This window comes from Streptomyces xiaopingdaonensis (assembly GCF_000262345.1).
GTDB lineage: Bacteria > Actinomycetota > Actinomycetes > Streptomycetales > Streptomycetaceae > Streptomyces > Streptomyces xiaopingdaonensis.
On the sequence record NZ_AJTQ01000175.1, the window covers coordinates 1 to 18162 of the forward strand.

At 73.0% G+C, this 18162-nt stretch carries 15 protein-coding genes; 8 read left to right on the forward strand and 7 right to left on the reverse strand.

What is annotated here, in order from left to right; genetic code table 11:
- Positions 1 to 289 precede the first annotated feature (289 nt).
- The gene (locus tag UWG_RS0114220; protein WP_016907887.1) at positions 290 to 1549 is read left to right on the forward strand and encodes a lanthionine synthetase LanC family protein; all 1260 of its coding nucleotides are present in this window, start codon (positions 290 to 292) and stop codon (positions 1547 to 1549) included.
- A gap of 571 nt (positions 1550 to 2120) precedes the next feature.
- Here the strand turns inward: UWG_RS0114220 and UWG_RS33390 are convergent.
- On the reverse strand, positions 2121 to 2285 hold the full coding sequence (locus tag UWG_RS33390) for a hypothetical protein (RefSeq protein ID WP_016907888.1): 165 nt from the start codon (positions 2283 to 2285) through the stop codon (positions 2121 to 2123).
- 245 nt (positions 2286 to 2530) lie between these two features.
- On the opposite strand from UWG_RS33390, the gene UWG_RS0114230 reads away from it, so the two are divergent.
- Both UWG_RS0114230 and UWG_RS0114235 read left to right on the forward strand, forming a co-directional pair.
- Positions 2531 to 2785, forward strand: coding sequence for a DUF397 domain-containing protein (locus UWG_RS0114230; protein WP_016907889.1), 255 nt, complete (start codon positions 2531 to 2533; stop codon positions 2783 to 2785).
- Between the two features lie 270 nt (positions 2786 to 3055).
- Complete coding sequence (locus tag UWG_RS0114235; RefSeq protein ID WP_016907890.1) at positions 3056 to 3967, forward strand: helix-turn-helix domain-containing protein; 912 nt, start codon at positions 3056 to 3058, stop codon at positions 3965 to 3967.
- A gap of 3 nt (positions 3968 to 3970) precedes the next feature.
- Here the strand turns inward: UWG_RS0114235 and UWG_RS0114240 are convergent, their stop codons facing one another.
- Both UWG_RS0114240 and UWG_RS0114245 read right to left on the reverse strand, forming a co-directional pair.
- The gene (locus tag UWG_RS0114240; protein WP_016907891.1) at positions 3971 to 4801 is read right to left on the reverse strand and encodes an SAM-dependent methyltransferase; all 831 of its coding nucleotides are present in this window, start codon (positions 4799 to 4801) and stop codon (positions 3971 to 3973) included.
- 169 nt (positions 4802 to 4970) lie between these two features.
- Positions 4971 to 5495: an ATP-binding protein gene (locus UWG_RS0114245; protein ID WP_016907892.1), complete on the reverse strand. Its 525-nt coding sequence runs from the start codon at positions 5493 to 5495 to the stop codon at positions 4971 to 4973.
- 330 nt (positions 5496 to 5825) lie between these two features.
- On the opposite strand from UWG_RS0114245, the gene UWG_RS0114250 reads away from it, so the two are divergent.
- On the forward strand, positions 5826 to 6704 hold the full coding sequence (locus UWG_RS0114250; protein WP_016907893.1) for a helix-turn-helix domain-containing protein: 879 nt from the start codon (positions 5826 to 5828) through the stop codon (positions 6702 to 6704).
- A 16-nt stretch (positions 6705 to 6720) separates the two neighbouring features.
- On the opposite strand, the gene UWG_RS0114255 is transcribed toward UWG_RS0114250, so the two are convergent.
- Both UWG_RS0114255 and UWG_RS0114260 read right to left on the reverse strand, forming a co-directional pair.
- Entirely contained in the window at positions 6721 to 8220 is a 1500-nt protein-coding gene (locus UWG_RS0114255; RefSeq protein WP_016907894.1) for an LCP family protein, read from the reverse strand.
- Between the two features lie 128 nt (positions 8221 to 8348).
- Positions 8349 to 9911 (reverse strand): FAD-dependent oxidoreductase, encoded by a 1563-nt coding sequence (locus UWG_RS0114260; RefSeq protein ID WP_016907895.1) that lies wholly within the window; start codon positions 9909 to 9911, stop codon positions 8349 to 8351.
- 315 nt (positions 9912 to 10226) lie between these two features.
- Between UWG_RS0114260 and UWG_RS0114265 the strand changes: the two genes are divergently transcribed.
- Together UWG_RS0114265 and UWG_RS0114270 are read left to right on the forward strand one after the other, a co-directional pair.
- On the forward strand, positions 10227 to 11000 hold the full coding sequence (locus UWG_RS0114265; protein WP_016907896.1) for a DUF6227 family protein: 774 nt from the start codon (positions 10227 to 10229) through the stop codon (positions 10998 to 11000).
- A gap of 185 nt (positions 11001 to 11185) precedes the next feature.
- The gene (locus tag UWG_RS0114270; protein WP_016907897.1) at positions 11186 to 12601 is read left to right on the forward strand and encodes a transglycosylase family protein; all 1416 of its coding nucleotides are present in this window, start codon (positions 11186 to 11188) and stop codon (positions 12599 to 12601) included.
- A 37-nt stretch (positions 12602 to 12638) separates the two neighbouring features.
- Here the strand turns inward: UWG_RS0114270 and UWG_RS0114275 are convergent, their stop codons facing one another.
- Positions 12639 to 12965 (reverse strand): DUF6343 family protein, encoded by a 327-nt coding sequence (locus UWG_RS0114275; RefSeq protein WP_033196143.1) that lies wholly within the window; start codon positions 12963 to 12965, stop codon positions 12639 to 12641.
- A 493-nt stretch (positions 12966 to 13458) separates the two neighbouring features.
- Here UWG_RS0114275 and UWG_RS0114280 point away from each other — a divergent pair, with 493 nt between their 5' ends.
- Positions 13459 to 14280 carry an SAM-dependent methyltransferase gene (locus UWG_RS0114280; protein ID WP_016907899.1) on the forward strand — a complete coding sequence of 274 codons (822 nt, stop codon included), beginning with the start codon at positions 13459 to 13461 and terminating at the stop codon, positions 14278 to 14280.
- A complete protein-coding gene (locus tag UWG_RS0114285) occupies positions 14277 to 16439 on the forward strand; it encodes a putative bifunctional diguanylate cyclase/phosphodiesterase (RefSeq protein WP_029391448.1) in 2163 nt (720 codons plus the stop codon). The genes UWG_RS0114280 and UWG_RS0114285 overlap by 4 nt, the downstream gene beginning before the upstream one ends.
- A 13-nt stretch (positions 16440 to 16452) precedes the next feature.
- Here UWG_RS0114285 and UWG_RS0114290 read toward each other — a convergent pair whose 3' ends face one another.
- Positions 16453 to 17373: an alpha/beta hydrolase gene (locus tag UWG_RS0114290; protein ID WP_016907900.1), complete on the reverse strand. Its 921-nt coding sequence runs from the start codon at positions 17371 to 17373 to the stop codon at positions 16453 to 16455.
- Between the last annotated feature and the right edge of the window lie 789 nt (positions 17374 to 18162).

An 18162-nucleotide genomic window follows, 5' to 3' on the forward strand; every position in this document is an offset into this window, starting at 1 on the left:
GCCGACGGCGGCGGCGACAGCCGCGGATGCAGCGGCGTCTGCACCGTCCTGATCTGCACGGTGATCGTCTGCTGAACCGCCGTCCGCCCCTAGCGGGTTGACGTCAGACAACGGGGCACCGACGCCACCGGTGCGGTGAGCCCCGCGGTCGCCGAGCCGCCCGGCCGCAATCCGGGCGGCTCTCCCGCGGTCCCCGCCGACGGCCGGTGTGCGCGCCTCGGTGACGGCGCCGCGCCCCAGCCCCGCAGCCGGGGCCCGTCAGTTGAGCACTCTTCAGCAGGGAGACCGGATGCCGCTCGGCAGCGAGACGCAGCAACCCCACGACCGAGGCCCCACCGACACCCACGCGCTCACCCAACTCACCAGCTTCACCGTGCAGATGCTCGAGGAGTGGACGGAACGCACGCACACCGGCGCCGTGCCCGACCCGGCGCCCGGCGATCCCGGCATCCCCGTGCTGTGCGCCGCGCTCGCCTCGCTACCGGCGGTCGGAGAACCCTCGCGCGCACGCCGCACCGCGGACGCCGTGGCGCGCGCGACGGCGCTCTGGGCGCGCACGGCCGGCGCCGGGCGCCGCCACCCGGGGCTCTACGACGGCGGCCTCGCCGGCACCCTCGTCGGCCTCCGGCTCGGCTCCACCGTGCAGCCCGCGCTGCGCCGCGCCGCCGACCGCCTCGACGCCGGGCTCTTGGGCTCGGCCGCCGACCGCGCCCCCACCCCCGGACGCGTCACCTTCCCCGACTACGACCTGGTGCTCGGCCCCAGCGGCACCCTCCTCGCCCTCTGCGCGGGCGCAGAACCGCACCGCCCGGAACTCGCCCCGTACGTCGACATGTTGACCTCCCTCTGCGCTTCGGACGACCTCGCTTCCCTGCGCACCGCGTACGCCGGGCACCGCCACCTCGACTGGCTCGACGGCCGCGTCAACACCGGGATGGCACACGGCGCCGCGGGTGTCGCGGCCGCGCTCACCGCCTCCGTCCGCCGATGCGGCCGCACCGCGGAGCAGGAGCAGGCCCTGCGGACCCTCTGCGAGTGGCTGCGCCGCCAGTCCTTCACGGATGCGCTGGGCGTGCGCAGTTGGGACGGTGCCGGGCTCGACGCGCCGCCCGCTCCCGGCGCGCGCGCCCGGCAGGCGTGGTGCTACGGCACGCCGGGCATCTCGTGGGCGCTGTGGGACGCGTCCGAAGCGCTCGGCGACCGGGCCGGCGCGGAATGGGCGGCAGAGGCGTTCACCTCGCTCGCCGACCGGTACGACGAAGCGTTCCACCTCTTCGGCGAGGCACCCGGCGACCTGCTGGGGCTCTGCCACGGGGCGTGCGGCGTCCTCGCCGTCGCCGACGCCTTCCACCGGCACGCCCGCCTCCCCGCAGCGACCGCCCTCCGCGCCCGCCTCCTCTCCAGCATCCTCGACGGCCTCCCCGACGTGGCCGAACTCGCCCGCGCGCACATGACGTTGCTCGGCGGCGCCGGCGGCGTCCTCACCGCACTCCTGACGACAGCCGCGGGCGCCTCGCGGGCCTGGCTCCCGTGCGTGGGGCTGCGGTGAGCGGAAAAGAGACCCGGATCTTGTTGGCCTTGACCCCATGACCGACCGACCACCGGGGAGCCCGCATCCCTCACGGCACCGGAGGACGGACTCCTCGGCGGGAGCGGGGAGTCGACGCCGGGCAGGCTCGTGGCGGAGGAGCTGGCACGTCCGCGGGTCGGCCCCATGCGGGACATCGTGGCGACGATCCAGCCCGACCAGGACGACCTGGTCCGCGCCTCCCTCGCCAAGTCCCTCTGCGTCCAGGGAGCGCCGGGCACCGGGAAGACCGCCGACAGCCTGCACCGCGCGGCGTACCTGCTCTTCGCGCACGCGAGCCGATCGCACGGGGGCGGCCTGCCGATCGTCGGGCCCAACCCCGCTTCCTCGACTGCATCGCCCAAGTCCTGCCCGTCCTGGGCGAGTCGGGTGTCAGCCAGCGCACCGTCGCGGCACTTGAGGGGCTTCCCGAGCCGACGGCCGAGGACGGCCCGGAGGCGGCACGCGTCGAGCACTACCCTGCCTTCGCCGAGGTCCTCAGACCAGCCCTCTGGTCGCCGAGTCGGAACCGAGCCGAGGCCGGCCCGGGCGACTAGCGCCCGGCGGCACCCGACTCGGTCAACTCCCGCAGCCACGACGGCTCTTCGGCGATCTCCAGCAGAAGAACGAGTCTGGTCAGCGGGTGGTCCCAGGCCGGCTCGCCCGGCTCGGGGAGAGCACCCGCAGCGAAGGTGCCTTCGGCGCTCGATGAGGTCACTGGGGCTCCTGTCGAAGTACGGAGGCTTCAGCTCCGCTGTGCTGCCGGAGCACGGGTCTGCACAACTGCGCGCGTCATTCTCCCGCTTGCGTACTTACTTCTGCAAGCGCATCTGTACTTACAGATGCAAGAACGCTCTGCTGTGCCACAGTGTTGCCACGCCGGGGGCCGGGCGTCTCCATCGCCTCCTCCGGCGTCGTTCCACCACGTCGCTGCACGACAGCACGAGAGCCAGGGAGAGGAACATGCAGACGTACAACGGCATCCCGGCCACCCAACTCACCGACGCCGCCTGGCGGAAGAGCCGCCGGAGCAACCCGAACGGGAACTGCGTGGAGCTGGCCCCCTTGGAGGGCCGGCCGGAGGGCCGCCAGGTGGCGGTGCGCAACTCCCGCTACCCGTCGGGGCCCGCGCTGGTGTACCCCGCCGGCGAGCTCGCCGCTTTCCTCCGAGGCGCGAAGGACGGGGAGTTCGACGATCTCCTCCGATCCGGCGCCTGACCGGCACCGGTCGCCTGCGGTCGCGGGCGGCTGCTCCACGGAACCGGGGAGGTACAAGGCTTACCTCCCCGGTATCACCGGGGCAAGTCCGCGTGTGCCTCTGCCACATGCTGTGCGAAAGTGGCAGAGGCACACGCAACGAACAAGTGTGTACCGCGACTTGGCCCGGTGGCAGACTCCTGCCACCGGGCGATCCCCGGCGGCACGGGCCTTCGATCCGCAGGGCCGGCCCGGTCGGGGGACGGAGCAGAGGTGGAGTCAGGAGCGTCGATGGCAGCAGAGCAGGAAAGGGACCTCACCGCGGCGGCCGGGCGCCTCTCCGACCACCCCAGGGGCGGCCCCACCATTCTGCGGATCATCCTGGGAACCCAGCTCCGCCGCCTCCGCGAGTCGTTGAGCATCTCGCGGGAGGCCGCAGGCGACGCCATCCGCGGCTCGCACGCCAAGATCAGCCGCCTCGAACTCGGCCGCGTCGGCTGCAAGCAGCGCGACGTCGAGGACCTGCTCACCTTCTACGGCGTGCGCGACGCCGCCACTCGCGAGCAGTACCTCGCGCTCGCCCGCCAGGCCGGTACCCCCGGCTGGTGGCAGAAGTACAGCGACGTCATGTCGCCGTGGTTCGACCGCCTCATCGGGCTCGAAGAGGCGGCCTCGGTCATCCGCATGTACGAAGTCCAGTTCGTTCCGGGCCTGTTGCAGACCCCGGAGTACGCGCACGCGGTCATCAGACTCGGCCACCCCAGAGCGGACGAGCGCGAGATCGAGCGCCGCGTCGAGCTGCGTACGCAGCGCCAGTCGATCCTGGAGCGCGGCAGGGGCCCGAAGCTGTGGACCGTCGTCGACGAGGCCGCGCTGCGGCGGCCCCCGGGCGATCCGAAGGTGCTGCGCGACCAGATCCGCCACCTGCTGGAGGTCACGACGCAGACGGACGTCACCGTCCAGATCGCCCCCTTCCGGCTCGGCGGCCTCGCAGCCGCCGGCGGTCCGGTGACGATACTCAGGTTCACCGAGCCCGACCTGCCCGACATCGTCTACCTGGAACAGCTCACCTCGTCGCTCTACCTCGACAAGCGCGAAGAGGTGGAGAGCTACATGGCCGTCATGGACCGGCTCTGCGCCACCGCCGAACCCCCCGGCAGGACGGCGCAGTTCCTGGAGCGGCTCCTCTCCGAGCTGCCGTGACGCTCAGGGGATCCGCGCGACGCCCCCGTACTCGTACCACTCGTCGTAGTTTTCGCGCGGCGCCAACTCACCGTCCGGGCGCCAGTCGTTGATCCGGCCGAGACCGGGCTCCAGGACCTCCCACCCGTCGAAGTACCGCTCCACCTCGTGCTGTCGGCGCACCCGGCCCCAGTTGCCGCCGGTGCTGCGCTCCATGAAGCCGGTGACGAAGTCCCTCGTCCGCGCGGACTCGCTTACCAACTGGTTGATCACCACGAAGCTCCCCGACGGCAGCCGTTCGGCGACGCGCCGCACGAACCCGCCGGGGTCCGAGGAGTCCGGGATGCAGTGGAGCACCGAGATGAAGAGCGCGGCCACCGGCTGCTCCAGGTCGATGAGGCGCGTCACCTCCGGGTGCGCGAGGACCGCGTCGGTGTCGCGCATGTCCGCCCGGACCACGCAGGTGCGGTCGTTCTCCTGGAGCAGGGCGCGGCCGTGCGCGAGGACGATGGGGTCGTTGTCGACGTAGACGACCCGGCACCCCGCGTCGACGTCCTGCGCCACCTGGTGCACGTTCTCCTGCGTCGGCAGTCCTGACCCGTGGTCGAGGAACTGGCGCACGCCGTACTCCTCCGCGAGGGTGCGCACGACCCGCTTGAGGAAGCGGCGGTTGTTCACCGCGAGCGGCCGGGTACTCGGCACGACCTTGTCGAGTTCGGCGACGGCCGCGCGGTCGACCGCGTAGTTGTCCTTGCCGCCGAGGTAGTGGTCGTACATCCGGGCCACGCTGGGGACGTTGACGTCCACCTCAGCCGTGGACTCCATGGCCTCGGAGCTCTCCGGGTACTCCGGCATGCGCACCTCACTGTGCTCGCATCGGCTGTGGCCGCCCGCCGGGGACCGACCGTCCGAGGAGCGCGACGGCGCTCAGCATGACACGGCGCACGCCCCGGGAACACGCCAAGTACACGCGAGGGCACGGAAATTCACGATCGACGGCGGAACGGCGAGCGGACGCGTACCGTTACCCGCGGTCGCCCTCTGCTGTCCGCTCCGGCGCCGAGTCGAGTTCGGCCCAGACGATGCGCCCGGCCCCGCCTCCCGCGACGACACCCCACTCGCAGGCGACGGCGCCCACGAGCTGCAGCCCGCGCCCGCCGAGCTCGTCGACCCCCGGTCGACGCAACTGCGGCGTGAGCCGCTCGGTGCCCTCGTCCGCCACCTCTATCCGCAGCCGGTCGCCGCGGATCTGGAGGCAGCACAGGACGCGTCCGCTGTCGGTGTGGACGACGGCGTTGGTGAAGAACTCGGAGATCACCAACTGCGCCGTGTACCCGAGCTCCTCCGGGAGGCCCCAGCTCTCGACCCTCTCCTCCACGCACGCACGGGCCCTCGCCACCGCCTCGGTGCGCGCGGGCAGCTCGAAGCCCTCGCTGAGCACCGGCGCGTCCGCCGTCGGGACGCCCTTCCCCGCGCCCCCGGCCTGCTGCGGCACGAGAGCGGGGAGCGCGGACTGCGTGAAGGCCACGGACTCTTCGCCTTCCGGCATACCTGACGGTTACCTGACGGGGGTCGGACGGTGGTGGACCGGTGCGGGCTTCGCACGCCCGGGCGCCGGCGGACCGCAGCCTCCTGCGAGCCGGTAGGGCCGACGGCCGTTCGGCTGCTGCGTGCGGTGCGGGTACCGCAGCCTCATGAGCTGGGTCACGTATTTCACTATGCGTCGGTCTGTGACATATGGCAAGCGGAGTTCTGCAATTTGCAGAAACGCTTCCACAGCGTGGTCACGGCACTACGCGCATGCCAGACTCGACGCGGAGTCCGTCCGCCCCCCGCCCCCGGCTGGGAAGCGGGCGCCCGCACGAGCAAGGAGGAGCCCTTGCCGGAACCGCGCTCCTCGCCGACCGTCGGCCAGATCGTCCTCGGCCTGCGGCTCAAGGAGCTGAGAGAGCGCGCCGGACGCAGCTTCGACGAGGCCGCCCGGGCCCTCCGGGTCAACGCCACCACCGTGCGCCGCATGGAGAAGGCGGAGGTCGGCCTCAAGGCGCCCTACGTCGAGAAGCTGCTGCGCGTCTACGGCGTCGACGAGGAGGCGGCGGCCCGGTTCCTCGCCGAGGTGGACGAGGCCAACAAGCCCGGCTGGTGGCACGAGCTGCGGGACGTGCTGCCGAGCTGGTCGAGCCGGTACCTCGGACTGGAGCAGGAGGCGAGCCTCATCCGCTCCTACGAACCGCACTGCGTACCCGGGCTCCTCCAGACGCCCGCGTACGCGCGCGCCCTGCTGCGCGCCTCGCACCCGCACGCGGAACCTGCCGAACTCGACCGGCGGGTGGAGCTGCGCATGCGCCGCCAGCGCCTGCTCGCCGGCGGAGACGGGCAGCCGGCAGGCAGCGGCCCCCGCGTGTGGTCCGTCCTGGACGAGCAGGTGCTGCGGCGCCGCGTCGGGGAGCCCGAGGTGATGCGCGGGCAGGTCGACCGCCTCGTCGAGGTCTGCACGTCGCTCCCGCAGGTGACCGTGCAGATCGTCCCCTTCTCCGCCGGTGCGCACCCCGCGATGTACGGACCCTTCCAGCTCTTCCGGTTCGACATCCCCGAACTCCCCGACATCGTCTACACCGAGTCGCTCACCGGCGCCGCCTATCTCGACCAGCGACGCGAGACCGCCGCCTACCTGGAGGCGCTCGACCGCCTCGGCGCCCTCGCGTCCCCGGCGGACGAGACGCCGTCGTTCCTCCGCGCCCTCCGACGCGACCTGTGAGTGGCCGGCCGGGTCCTCAGCTCTCGCGGCCGCCCGCCGGCTCCTCTTCCGCGCACTGCAGTTGCTCGGCGCCCACGGGTGCGCCCTCGACGCTGCTGCGGTCGTGGACGACCTTGGCGACGGTGACGGGTCCCGAGCCGGGGAGCACCGTGAGCGTGCGGCCGTGGTCCTTGCGGGGGCGGAGTTCGGCGCCGGGGAGCGCGGTGGCGAGGACGTGGGCGTCCCGCTCGTAGTGCGGTGCGTAGAGGACGACGGGACGCTGGGTGCTTGCCGGCTCGCCCGCGCGCCGCTCGGCGACGGCGAAACCGTCGTCGCGCAGGCCCGTCTCCAGCCGGTCGGCGCGGTCGCCGCTCCCCTCGACGCGCACCGGCACCTCGGACGGCGGCAGCGCGACCGGTGCGACTCCGGGCGGCGGCTGGATGCGCGGCTCGTCGCGGAGCGGGCGGTCCTCGCGCAGGGCCGCGAACATCGCCGCGGCGCGGGGCCTGTCCCAGAGGAGCGAGGAGCCCCAGTGCGGGGCGCGGTAGTCGAACTCGGCGATCGGCACCGTCGCGAACTCCGCGGCGTCGTCCGGGAGTGCGCGCAGCGCCCGGCCGAGGGAGACGAGCCGGCCGAGGGAGAGGCTGCCGTCGGTGCGCACCGTCCCCGCGAGGGAGCGTGCGGCGTCGACGAGCGCGACGGGGTTGCCTGCGACGCGGCCCGACGTGAGATCGCCGAGCATCTCGGCGACGAGGCGCTGCTGGCGCCTGACACGGCCGAGGTCGCCGGAGGACGGCGGGATGTGGCGGGCGCGCACGTACCGCAGCGCCTGCTTCCCGTCGAGGCGGTGGCTGCCCTCGGCGAGGTCGAGGCCGGAGTTGGCGTCCTTGAGCGGCTTGTCGGTGCAGACGCGGGAGCCGCCGAGCCGGTCGACGGTCTTGGCGAAGCCGGTGAAGTCCGTCTCCAGGTAGTGGTCGATGCGGAGGCCGGTGGCGCGCTCCACGGTGCGGACGGTGAGCTCGGGACCTCCGTGCAGGTGCGCCGCGTTGATCTTGCCGTAGTGCTCGGTGAGGCCGCCCGAGGGGGCGTTCTGCGCGTCCCTGCCGCCACCGTCCTTCGCCGCGCCGGTCTCCTTGCGGACGCGCTCCGGCTCGGCGTGCGGCGCAAACTGCACGTAGGAGTCGCGGGGGATGCTCACGACGCTGACGCGGTCGCGGTCGGCGGAGACCTGGACGAGCATCATCACGTCGGTGCAGTCGCACGCCTTGCCGCCCACGTGGAGCTCGTCCTTCTGCTGCTTGGTGAGGCCGGCGCGCTTGTCGAGGCCGGCGAGGAGGAAGGTGACGGGTTCGCTCGACGGCCCGGGCGTCCGCTCGGCCGCGAGCCCGCCGGGGGCCGCGTGGAGTCCGGCGGCCGTGGCGACGGCGAGGCCCGCCGCGAGGAGCGTACGGCGCCTGCGCGTGCGCCTGGAGGCCGAACGGCCGGTGGCAGAAGGGAGTTGGACGTGTGCAGCGGTACGGGATCTCGGGCGGTCCATCCTCGGTACACCTCCGCGGAACGATCGGTTCCGCATGCTAGGCACGGGAGGGCGCGGGGCGGTCAGCACCGCGCGTACCGGCGTGCGGGCCGCTCACTCGCGCGGAGGTGCGCCTCCGAGAGCCCGTCTCACTCCCCCTCCGGCTCCTCTCCGAGGTCCCTGCGCTCCAGGGGTCTCGTCGCCGGCCCCTGGAGCACCTCGCCCCCCGTACCGAACCGCGAGCCGTGGCACGGGCACTCCCAGGCGCTCTCCGCATCGTTGAACCTCACCAGGCACCCGAGGTGGGTGCAGCGCGGCGAGAGCGCGCGGAGCTCACCCTCCGCGGTGCGGTGCACGGCGCACCGGCGGCCGCCGATCCGCACGATCGCACCCGTACCAGGAGCGATCTCCGCGACGGAGTCGACGTAGGAGGGCCGGAGCCGGTCCCCGACGTAGCTCCGCGCCACCGCCGACTTCCGCCGCAGCATCGCCGGCGCGTCCCCCGCCCGGGGCCCAGGGTCGTACAGGCCGGCCCAATCCGGCAGCTCGCCCCCGAGCACGTGGGCCGCGAGCAACTGCCCCGCGAGCACGCCCCCGCTCATCCCCCAGCCGCCGAACCCCGTTGCGAGGTAGGAGTGTGAGGAGGCGGGATGGAAGCGCCCTATGTAGGGGAGGCCCTCGGTGGTCTCGATGTCCTGCGTCGCCCAGCGGTGCGCCAACCGCGCGGAGGGGAAGCGCTCGTACGTCCACGCGGCGAGGCGCTCGTACCGTGCGCTCACCGTCCCTATCCCGCGGATGCCGGGGAGGAAGCGCTCGCCCGTGACGACGAGGAGCCGCTTGCCCGGCGTGAAGGGGTACGGCGCGGTCTGGACGGTGCGGGTGCCGCGCTCCGGCGTGGTGTACGTACCCTGCGGGTCCTCCTCGGCGGGGAGGAGCGCGGAGAGCACGAGTTCGCGGCGGGGCGTCAGCCGCGAGGAGAGGAAGCCCCCGTCGAAGACGGGGTAGTGCGTGGCGACGACGACGTCGGCCGCACGGACCTCGGCGCCGCACTCCGCGGTGAGGAGGACGGCGCCGCCCGAGTCGTCCAGGTCGAGGACGCGGGTGCGCTCCCGTATCAGCCCTCCGCGCGCGACCAGGTCCTCGGCGAGGGCGAGGAGGTACTTGCGCGGGTGGAACTGCGCCTGGTCCTCGACCCGCACGGCGCCGCGTACGGGGAACGGGAGCCCGACGTCCGTGGTGAACGAGGCCGGGAGGCCCGCGGCGCGTGCCGCGTCGGCCTCCGCGCGCACCTCGTCGACGTGGTACTCGGACTCCACGTACGTGTACGCCGGCACCCGCTCCAGCTCGCACTCGATCCCCAACTCCGCGGCGATCGCGGCGAGATGCTCCACCGCGCCCTGCTGCGAAGCCGCGTAGAGCTGCGCGCTCTCCGGGCCGCGCGAGGCGGCGATCCTGGAGTAGTCGAGGCCGTGCAGGGCCGAGAGCTTGCCGCTGGTGTGCCCCGTGACGCCGGCGGCGATGCGGTCGGCCTCCAGCACGGCGACGGAACACCCGGCGCGGGCGAGCTCCCACGCGACGGAGAGGCCGGCGACACCGCCGCCGACCACCGCCACGTCCGCCTCGATCGACTCCCCCGGCAACAGCGCCGGGTAGGGGGAACGCGCGGCGGAGAGCATCCAGTAGGACTCGTATCCGACGGGCAGCGTGGTCACAGTCGTCTCCCTCGGGTCCGGACGGACCCTCGCCTCGGCCTCTTCCCCCGCTCCCGCCGCAACGGCGCTCGGCGCCGACTCGGCTGCCCACGGCGGAAGTTCGCCGTCCGGCCCCCGAGGTTTCGTTCCCCGCTGCCGCGCGCTCACCCGTGCTCCGCGGAGGAATCGTGAAGAAAACGACGGACCGAAGGAGGCGGGGGCACCGTCGTCGTCGATTCGCGCGAATCCGCCCGCGGAGCGCGTACGCGGCGCTACGGTGTGTGCCCAACGGGGAGCGGAAGCAGTGTGGGGCGACGCTACCGGGAGGGGACGAGGATGGGCGGAGAGGTCCGCGAGGAGCAGTATCCGACGCCGGCGGAACACCTGGACGAGCTGCTGGAACGCGCGCTCAACCCCTTCGAGGTGCCGGACGACGCGCTCGCCGCGCTGCGCGGATCGCTGCTCCACCGCGCCGAGTTGCACGGCTGGCGCCACCGCACTTCCCCGCCGCCCCGGCTGCGCTGCTGCAGCTACCGACACTCCTTCCTCCTCCCCGACGGAAGCACGGCGGCGCTCTGGGAGCTGTGCCACGAGTCGGGCGAGGGCGCCGAGTCCACGGGCGTGCGGTACGAGGTCTACTGCGACGAACCCCAACTCCGCACCGCCGAGGCCCGGTTGCACGGCACGGACGGCGCGGTGCCGCCTCCGGCGGGCGAGTCGGCCGAGCCGGTGCAGCCGCGCACGGAGCTCCGGCCGGTGCGGCGCGAGGGGTACGCCCGAGAGGGCTCGACGGAGCACGCGCGGCGACTGCTGCGTCGAGCGGAGAACCCGGACAGCCCGGGCGAGGAGTTCCTCGACGCGCTCTCCGCAGCGCGCGGGCACCGCATCGCGCACGTACCGCGGCCGCTCCAGGGCCCCTCGGCCTGCCAGGTGTGGTGCTCCCTCTACGAGCACGCCTTCCTCCTCGCCGACGGAAGCGAGGTGCTCCTCTACGAGTTGGAGCACAACCTGTCCCACACGGGGCATCTCGTCTGCGAGGTCTACCTGGAGGAGGCCGTGGCCGACCGCGCCGCGCATCGCAGGGCGCGCGAGCGGGGCATCGAGCTGTGACCGTGCGTACGGTCGTGCGAGTGCGGACGGCCCGCGGACGGAGGCGGAGCGCGACCGCCCCCGTGCAACCGTGTCACCCCCCGTGACCCCCGCTGACCCCTTGTGACTACCGAAGCGGCGCCCCTATGGTGGCTCCGCTCGGCAACTCCCGCCCGCGGCACCGCCGATCAACGGAGGAACCGTCCATGTCCGCTCGGCCCACCCGGCCCGCTCCGCCCGAGCCTGCCGCCCGCGGGCGCCACCGCAGGCAGCGGCCGAGTGCCGCCTCCCGCACCTCGCTGCGGCTCACCGTGGGCGGTGCGGGGCTCGCGATCCCGCTCGCGGGCGCACAGTTGGCGCACGCGGCGCCGCAGGACGTCTGGAACAAGGTGGCCGCCTGCGAGAGCAGCGGCAACTGGTCGATCAACACGGGCAACGGCTACTACGGCGGCCTCCAGTTCACCCAGAGCACCTGGGAGGCGTACGGCGGAGGCGCGTACGCCGCCCGTGCGGACCTGGCGAGCAAGGACCAGCAGATCGCGGTCGCCGAGAAGGTGCTGCGCGGTCAGGGCGCCGGCGCCTGGCCCAACTGCGGCCCGAACTCCGGGCTGTCGCGTGCGGCGGCCGAGCCGCGCGTGCAGCAGGCGAGGGCGGACGAGGCCGTGGCGCAGGCGAGCCGGGCGAAGGCGGCCAAGGCGGAGACCGAGAAGGCCGACGCCGAGAAGGCGGAGGCGGCCAGGGCGAAGGCGGCCAAGGCCCAGCGGGCGAAGGCGGATCGCTCGAAGAAGCAGACCAAGTACGAGGTGGTGGGCGGCGACACGCTCTCCTCCATCGCGGAATCGCACCGCGTCGAGGACGGTTGGCAGGGCCTCTACTCCCGCAACCGCAGCACCGTCGGCGGCGACCCCGATCTCATCCTGCCCGGGCAGGAGTTGCGGCTCGCCGGCGCCGAGCAGAAGGCGCAGCAGGGCGGTTCGGACACCGCTCGCAAGCCGGCCGAGGGCGAGGCGCGTGCGGCGCGGCAGGCCGCGGCGGAGCGGGAGGCCGCGAAGAAGGCCGCGGCCGAAAAGGCGAAGGCCGAAAAGGCGAAGGCCGAAAAGGCCGAGGCCGAGCGCGAGAAGGCCCGCAAGGCCGAGGCGGCCAAGGCGAAGGCCGAGAAAGCCAAGGCGGAGAAAGCCAAGGCCGAGAAGGCCAAGGCCGCCCGCGCCAAGAGTTCCTCCGTGATCGCCCCGGTGAGCGGGGTCTCGCCGACGACGGGCTACCGCGCCTCCGGCAGCAGTTGGTCCTCAGGGCAGCACACGGGCGTCGACTTCCCCGTCGGCACGGGGACGACCGTGAAGGCGGTCTCGGCAGGCAAGGTCGTCTCGGCAGGCTGGGGCGACGCCTACGGCTACGAGGTCGTCGTCCGCCACTCCGACGGCAAGTACAGCCAGTACGCGCATCTTTCGGCGATATCCGTCCGCGCGGGCCAGAGCGTCGACACCGGCCAGCGCGTCGGCCGCTCCGGCGCCACGGGCAACGTCACGGGCCCGCACCTGCACTTCGAGGTGCGCACGGGCCCGGGCTACGGCTCCGACATCGACCCGCTGGCGTACCTCAGAGGGCGCGGCGTGCGCATCTGAGCGCACACCGCGCAACGCACCCTCGGCCGGGGCCCGTTCAGCGCTCCGGCCTCTCCCGTCCGGGCTCGCGCCCCGTGCGCCGACGCACCGTCACCACGACCAGGTCCACGAGCGCCAGCACGGCGAGCACGGTGCAGACGATCGCGAGGACCCGCAGGGAGCCTTCGGTAGGCACCGAGTGAGGACCGCTGTTGACTGTCCAGAGCCACAGCAGTGCGGCCCCTGCGGCGAAGATCGGAGCGAAGACGGACGAGAGCAGCATCCGCAGCCCGAGCGGGCTGCGCGCCGTCACCGGCTCGGTGCCGCTGCGCTGCCGTATCCAGGAATGGGGGGCTCGGTGTGCCCCCGAGGGGGTGTGCGTCATGTCGGCCACCGCCTTTCGACGCGTGCGTGGGAAGCGGCACCGGGCAGCTCCCGGCTGCTCCCCTCCTGCCAGTGTGCCTCGTTCGGGCCGTACGTACCGCGTCCGTGCGGATTGCCGAACGGAAATGCCGACGGCTCTTGCACACCGTGGTCCCGACGTCACCGCAGGTGGTCGGCGCCGGTACGGCGATCGGCGGGGACCGGCGGCGGACCCGCCGGCGGTACGCTGCCGCTGGGCGCGCTCCCGCGTGCAGGACGCATACCGTACTCTCGTACGGCGCAAGGGCGTTGGCGCGATTCCGCGGTGGACGAGCACACGGCGGCGGGCAGGACGGGACAGGAGATGCCGGAGGCATACCACCCTCTCGTCTCCGCCCCGGCCGTCGAGATCAAGCCGCTGAACCGCCGATTCCTTCCGCGCTGCACGGCGGGGTCATTAGCCTCATGCCCCGTGGCCGGGAACCTGCAGAGCTGAGCGAGCTGGAGACCTTGCGATGGATCGTCCCGTCTGGGCCCCTCAGGGCATCGACCTCGACGTGCCCAGCGTCTCCCGGATGTACGACTACTACCTGGGCGGCTCGCACAACTTCGAGGTCGACCGGGAGACCGCACGCCGGGCCATCGAGGCGTGGCCGGGCCTGCCGAAGATCATGCAGACCAACCGCGCCTTCATGCGGCGGGCCATCCGCTTCGCCCTCTCCGAAGGCGTCACCCAGTTCCTCGACATCGGCTCCGGCATCCCGACCTTCGGCAACGTCCACGAGGTGGCACAGGCCGTCGAGCCCTCCAGCCGGGTCGTCTACGTCGACAACGACCCGGTGGCGGTGGCCCACAGCGAGGCCGTCCTCGCCGGCAACGACCACGCCGGCATCGTCTCGGCCGACTTCCGCTCCCCGCCCGACGTGCTCCGCAGCGACGAGGTGGAGCGCCTGCTCGACCTGGAGCGCCCGGTGGCCCTGATGGTCGTGGCGCTCCTGCACTTCGTCGAGGACCGCGACGAACCCGACAAGGCGCTGGCGGCCTTCTTCGACCAACTCGCCCCGGGGAGCCTGCTGGTCGTCAGCCACGGCTGCATGGAGGGTGCACCCGCACGCGACGGCGGCGGCCGCCTGCAGAAGGTGTACGAGGAGGCGAGTTCACCGCTGGTCATCCGCAGCAAGGAGCAGATCCTCCGCTTCTTCGACGGCTGGGAACTCGTCGAGCCCGGGCTGGTGTCGCTGCCGCACTGGCGGCCGGACAACCCGCCCGAGTGGGAGGACTCCGCGGTCTTCACCGGCTACGCGGGCGTCGGCCGCAAGGTGGGGCATCTCGGGTGACGCACTCACAGAACGACCGCGCCCCCGCCGTGTCCGAGGACGACGACGGCCTCCGCCGTTTCGCCACCGTCTGGGCCCGCGTCGTCTACCAGGCGACGCAGACCTCCATGACGAGGCACGAGTTCGAGGAGTTCCTCCACCCGCTGGCGACCCGGCTCAACGACGCGCTGCACGCACAACCGTTCAGCGCCCTCCCCGGCTACGACGTGGGCGAGACGCTCGTGGCGGGCCACTGCACGAGTCCCGAGGCGCTGCCGCAGATCCTCGGCGTCCTCGACTCCTACCTCGTGCTCTACGGCGGCGGCCCCGGCGACCTCGACATCGACGAGGCCCGCTCGCGCTGCGCGCGCCTCCAGCACACGGTGGCCGCCGGCTTCTCCCGTTCGCTGCGCGAGCGCACCAGGTCGGAGCAGGAGTCCCTCTCCCGTGCGGCGTTGGCCGCGCAGACGGCCGTCGAGGAGGCGCTGCACGCGAGTGAGACGCGGTTCCGCACCGTCTTCAAGGACGCGACGATAGGGATCAGCATCGCGGACATGGACGGCCGGATACGGGACGCCAACGGCGCCCTCGCCCGCATGTTCGGCCGCTCCGAGGACGAGATGCGCCGTCGGAACGTCAACGAACTCGTCCACCCCGACGACGCCCCCGAGGTCTGGCGCCTCCACCGCGAACTCGTCCGCGGCGAGCGCGACCACTACCGCGTCGAGAAGCCGTACCACCGTCCCGACGGCACCGTGCTGTGGACCAATCTCACGGTCTCGCTGCTCCGCGACGCCGAGGGCGAGCCGCGCTACCAGCTCTCGCTGATGGAGGACATCACCGAACGCCGCCTGCTCCACCTGCGGTTGCGGTACGAGGCGACCCACGACGAGCTCACGGGACTCCCGAACCGCACCCTCTTCGCCGAACGCCTGGAGCGGGTCCTCGGCTCGTCGGAGGAGGAGCGCCGCTTCGGCCTCTGCTACCTCGACATCGACGGGTTCAAGGCGGTCAACGACAGCCTGGGCCACGCCGTCGGCGACCAGTTGCTCGTCTCGGTGGCCGAGCGCCTCCAGTCCTGCACGCCGGGACCCGACCACCTCGTGGCGCGGATCGGCGGCGACGAGTTCGTGGTGCTGATCTCCGACCCGAGCGGCCGCGAGGAGGTCACCGAACTGGCACGGCAGGCGCTCGCCGCGCTCGCCACACCGATCTCGGTGGACGGCAGGGAGCTCTCCGTCCGCGCGAGCATCGGCATCGTGGAGGGGCGGGCCGGCGACCTCGACCCGGCCGAGGTGCTCCGCAGCGCCGACATCACGATGTACCGCGCCAAGGACTCGGGCGGGAACCGGTACGAGTTCGCCGACCCCGACTCCGACGCGCGCGCCATCGACCGGCACAGCCTCACCAACCACCTGCCGGCCGCACTGGAGCGGGACGAGTTCTTCCTCGAGTACCAGCCGCTCATCCGGATGTCCGACGGCCGGGTCGACGGCGCGGAGGCGCTGGTGCGCTGGGAGCATCCGGTGCACGGCAGGCTCGGCCCCGACCGCTTCATCCCGCTCGCCGAACACACGGGCCTCATCGTCCCGTTGGGCCGGTGGGTGCTGGAGCAGGCAGTCGCGCAGGCGTGCGGTTGGCGGGAGCGTTCGGGCGCGGGCGACCAGCCGTTGCGGGTCAACGTCAACCTCTCGCCGCGGCAGCTCCACCACCCGGACCTGGTGCCCGACACGATCGCCGTGCTGGAGAGCGCCGGGGTGCCGCCGTCCTCGCTCTGCCTGGAGGTCACCGAGTCGGCGCTGATCGGCGCCGACGAGGACGAGCTGAAGCCGCTGCGGCAACTCGCCGAGCTGGGCGTGGAGATCGCTCTCGACGACTTCGGCACGGGCTACTCCAACCTCGCCAACCTCCGCCGTCTCCCCGCGACCACCCTCAAGCTCGACCGCTCCTTCACGCAGGGCCTCCAGCGCCACCCGGCCGACCCGGTCGACGTCACCTTCGTCGAGGGCATCGTCTCGCTCGCGCACGCGCTGGGGCTCGCGGTGACGGTGGAGGGCGTCGAGACGGAGCACCAGGCCGAGCGGCTGCGGGAGTTGGGGTGCGACACCGCGCAGGGCTGGTTCTACGCCCGGCCCGTCGCCGCCGACGACTTCGTGCGGGGCTGGACCGCCTCGGCGTAAGGCGGCGGCTCGTTCAGGCGTGCGCGTCGAGCCAGCTCAGCAGGTCGTGCTGCACCTCGTCGCGGTGGGTCTCGTTGAGGATCTCGTGGCGTGCGCCGGGGTACGCGCGCCAGCTCAACTCCCGTACCCCGCGGTAGCGGAAGTCCTCCAGCAGCTCGTAGACGAGCGTCATCGACTGGTGGCAGGGGTCCTCCTCGCCGACCGCGACGTGGACGGGCAGCTCGCGCGGGATACGTCCGAGCTGCTCCGGGTCGTTGATCTTGCGGACGCCGAGGACCCAGTCGAGCGAGAGGCGGGCCGAGAAGGGGAAGCCGCACGCCTCGTCGGCGACGTAGGCGTCCACCTCGGACTCGTCGCGGGAGAGCCACTCGTACCCGGTGCGGTGGGGGTAAGGGTCGTTGAAGGACGAGAAGAGTTCGGGCACGAACTGCGAGACGGCGTCGGGGCCCCCGCGCTCCACCTCGTCCCGGAGCCGTGCCAGGTCCCGCTCGGTTTCGCTCCCCGGCAGCGAGCGGAACGTGCCGGAGAGGAGGAGGCCGGCGAGTCCGGCGCCGTACTCCTGCGCGTAGTCGCGTGCGAGCTGGGAACCGAGGCTGTGCCCGAGGAGGAAGTGGGGCGTGCCTGCGGGGAGTTGGGCGAGCGCCTGCTCCCCCACCGTTCTCAGGTCGCCGACGGTCGCCCGCCAACCCTCGGTGCCCACCGCGCCGTAGCCGCCCGTCTCGGCCGCCGTCCGGCCGTGTCCGCGGTTGTCGGAGGCGACGACGGCGTACCCGTGGCCGGTGAGGAACCGCGCGAACCGGCCGTAGCGCGCGGCGTGTTCGGCGGCCCCGTGGGCGATCTGCAGGAGAGCGCGCGGCGGTCCCTGCGGCAGCCACCGGTAGGTCGCGACGCGGACCCCGTCCACCGCCCGTGTGTGCCCCTGCTCCTCGCTCACGGCGCCTCCCGTCACCGCGCGCGACCCGGCGCGCGCTCGCCAGCGGGCCGCCCCGAGGTCCGTGCGCCGGGCCGGCGACCCTTGCAGCCCGCGCCGTTCACTGGCTCCCCGACCCGAAGTCCGGGGCTTCCGTCCCGGGTGACGCGAAGTCGGGAGAGCTCGGCCGACGCCGCGTACGGCAGCCCCGCCGCGTGCGCTTCCTTCCGGTCGCGCAGGCGGTCGTTCCACACCACGCGGACGCATGCCAACGCGCCGCCCGGCCGGCGACGCCGTGCGGCTCCGAGCCGGCCCGGTCGGTCGTAGCGAAGCTGCATGACCAAAATCCTACTGGGATCGGTCTCATGAGTGGGCAGAACGACCACAGAGGCGGACGACACGTCGCTTCGGGCGACGCAGAGCAGCCTCGGCATCCACGCACTCCCCTCGTGACCCGCCCGGCGGCGGCCGAAGCGGAGGACCGCTCTTCCACGCATCGCCGACCGGCAGGCGTGGCGGACCGTTTCGAGGGCGCACACGGGGCGGACGCGCCGCACTCCTGCGGGCGGCGGGCATACCCGGTGAGCCCCGCCCCCCTCGTCTTTCGCAAGGCGCCTCAACGTCGGCCGCACGTCCGGGAATCGACGGTGTGACTCGTTACGGGGAGCGCACCCGCGGATACGCGCACCGGCGCGCAGGCTCCACGCAACAGGTCGCGGTCGTACGCCGTGGAGTGGTGAGCCCGGGCGTGCTTCCACGTACGGGGCCCACCGCCTAGGCGTCCCCATCCCGCTCCGTCCGGCCTCTCCACCC